Raw genomic sequence first — 2907 nt, forward strand, 5'->3', positions numbered from 1 at the left:
AACCATAGAATTACTTGAGCACATCAGTGAAGCCAAGGGAATAAAAGATGAAGAACTGGAAGTTATTGGCGAGCTCATTTCAAACATGTTTGGCGCCATAGAGGTCAATAAAGATATAAAAGCAGGAAAACCTCAAAAAGACGCGCTTAATGATTTTATGAAAAGAGTAGTGGGCACCATCAGCTAAATAAAGAGGCTGTCTGAAAAGGTAGAAAACCAACATTTCAAGTCATTCTGGCCAAGGAAGAATCTCGCTAAGTTTTTTATTTTAAGCAGTCACTTAAGTTTAGTAAGATCCTTAGCAGACTTAAGATGACATACCTTTTGAGACAGCCTCTTTCATGTAGGAGCTAGTCGTTTGAAAGCGGTTCATATTCCTTAAAAGGAGACAGATCAGCCTTTTCTGCTGCTGATCTAAACTGGTGCCACTCGTTTTTGTAAAATTCGTTGACCGCCTCAATAGCTTCTTCAAGTTTAGATTCGGCTTGCTCTACTAATCTCAACTCTGTTGCGCCCGGAGCTACTAATGCTGAACTCACATAGAAGCCGGCCGTACCAAAACGACTTGAGATAGATGGTATAGGAGAGCGAATTATACCTTGCTTTTTACTGTTATCCTCCCCAACAAACGGGATCATAAGGTTTTCTATGGAATCCTTAACCGCTTTGGTCTTGTCTATCATTTCCTTAAAGCCTTCCTTATCCTTCTCCTTCATTTTTTTCATATAGTCGTCTGCAATCTCTTTTGATTCCACTAATCGCTGCATAGCCATACCCGCTAACCCTTGTCCATTTTCAATTCTTTTTAACATTTCCCGTTTTGCAGAAAGCATACTATTTGACATTTCTACGCGCGGATCAAACCGAACGTTAACCATTGTGGAATCACTCTTTTCACCGAAAGTTAGTCTGAGTTTGTAGCTACCCGGCAAAACAGTAACCCCACGCGGTTCGGCCGCACCTTCTTTCACTTTTCTACGGCTTGGTCTACGTTGTCCCTTCTCTTCAAGCCCCCAGTACATGCGATTGAGGCCTTTTTCCTTTGGAGCTTTTCTTTTGATAGTTCTGATTAAATCTCCGGATCCGTTAAAAACTTCAAGGGTTAGAGAATCATAGCTGATCTTATCTTCTTTTTCAACTTCGTCTTCCACAGGTTTTGGTTCAGGCTTAGCAGCTTTCTTTTTTCTTTTACTCTTTTTAACCGGCTCTTCTTTAACCACCTCTTCTTTTTCTTCCGGTTTGTTTACTATGTAGGACAGCATGGCCCCGCCTTTTCTATTCTCACCATTATAAATAGCATCTGCTCCAAAACGTGTTCCTGATGGTTGCTGATTTAGGGTAATAAACGCATCAGGAGCGTCAAAAAGAACTACTTGTTTTTGCATGGTAGAACCTCCGCTTTTAGCAAGCTCCCTTAACGGCCTGATGTCATCCAATACGTACGCTGCACGACCATAGGTTCCAATCACCAAATCATGCTCTCGTGGATGTATGACCAAGTCCATGGTAGAAACATTCGGATAATTTTCACCCCACTGCGTCCAATTTTCTCCTGCATCTATACTTACATATAAACCACCGTCAGAGCCAAGAAACATCAAGTTGGGCTCTACAGGATCCTGAACAAAACAAAGTGTGTACGTCCAAACCTGGCTTTCATTAACCAAGCTGCGCCAAGTTTTTCCATAATCAGCTGTATGGAATAAATACGGTTTAAAATCGAAGTTTCTATAATTATTAACGACAGCAAAAGCCTCTCCGGCGTTGTAAGTAGAAGCCTTAATTTGTGCAACCCATCCGGCATTCGGCATGCCGGTGATATTAGCGGTTACATTCGTCCAGGTTTGCCCTCCATCCCTAGTTATTTGTATCAAGCCATCATCCGTACCTACCCAAAGCAAATCTTTTTCAATAGGGCTAGGTGCAACCGCCAGGATAGTAGTATTATTTTCCGCACCGGTAGCATCCATGGTCAGACCTCCACTTTTGTCCTGCTTCTGCTTTTCAGGATCATTTGTGGTAAGATCCGGTGAGATAATGGACCAGGTAACTCCCTTATCTGAACTTTTATGCACAAACTGACTGCCAAAATACACCGTGGAGTTATCAAAAGGATCTTGTGCGATAGCGGCGTTCCAGTTAAACCTTAAACGCATGTCAGGATTAGGGTGAGTAGGACGTACAATTCTTGTATGACCTGTCTCTCTATCATACCTGACAACAAAGCCCTGCTGCGACATTGAATATCCATACCTCGAATCATCAGGATCAGGAATAACATCAAACCCGTCGCCAAACGAAAGTTCTTGCCAGTATGAATTTCTTATCCCTTGTGATTTCCAAACGTAGGCCGGGCCACCCCAAGAGCCATTGTCCTGCATACCTCCGTACACATTGTAAGGGTATTCCATATCAACGTTAATATGGTAGAACTGCGCTAGCGGTAAGTTTTCTACAAAGCGCCAGGACTTGCCACGGTCCCTGGTTATGTTGAGTCCACCATCGTTACCCTCTATCATAAAGCTTGGATCTTCCGGATTGATCCACCAGGCATGGTGATCGGGGTGTACACCATTATCGACACCATAAGCAGGCATCAGTTGTTTAAAAGACTTACCGGCATCTTCACTCACGTTCACGTAAGTGAAGACAGTATAAACCCTATTCTCATTTTGAGGATCTACATAGATATCCGAGTAATAGAAAGGCCGATTACCTATTTCACTCCCCTTATCATTTACTTTCTCCCAAGTATAACCTCCATCATTAGATCGATAGAAAGCATTCTTCTTGGATTCCACTAATGCATATACTCTTTTTGGATCGCTTTTGGAAACGGCAACTCCTATTCTACCTAAATCCCCTTTAGGAAATCCATCGTCTTCGGATATCTTCTTCCAGTTTTCA

General features: G+C 42.4%; 2 protein-coding genes. One reads left to right on the forward strand and one right to left on the reverse strand.

Features of this window, described 5'->3' with window-relative positions:
* Positions 1–187, forward strand: a 187-nt coding sequence (locus AAGA18_15975) for a hypothetical protein (GenBank protein MEM9446839.1), incomplete at its 5' end; no start/stop codon positions are given.
* A gap of 163 nt (positions 188–350) precedes the next feature.
* Here AAGA18_15975 and AAGA18_15980 read toward each other — a convergent pair.
* Positions 351–2907, reverse strand: a 2557-nt coding sequence (locus tag AAGA18_15980; GenBank protein ID MEM9446840.1) for a hypothetical protein, incomplete at its 5' end; no start/stop codon positions are given.

The sequence above is a fragment of the Verrucomicrobiota bacterium genome (assembly GCA_039192515.1).
Classification (GTDB): Bacteria; Verrucomicrobiota; Verrucomicrobiia; order Methylacidiphilales; family JBCCWR01; genus JBCCWR01.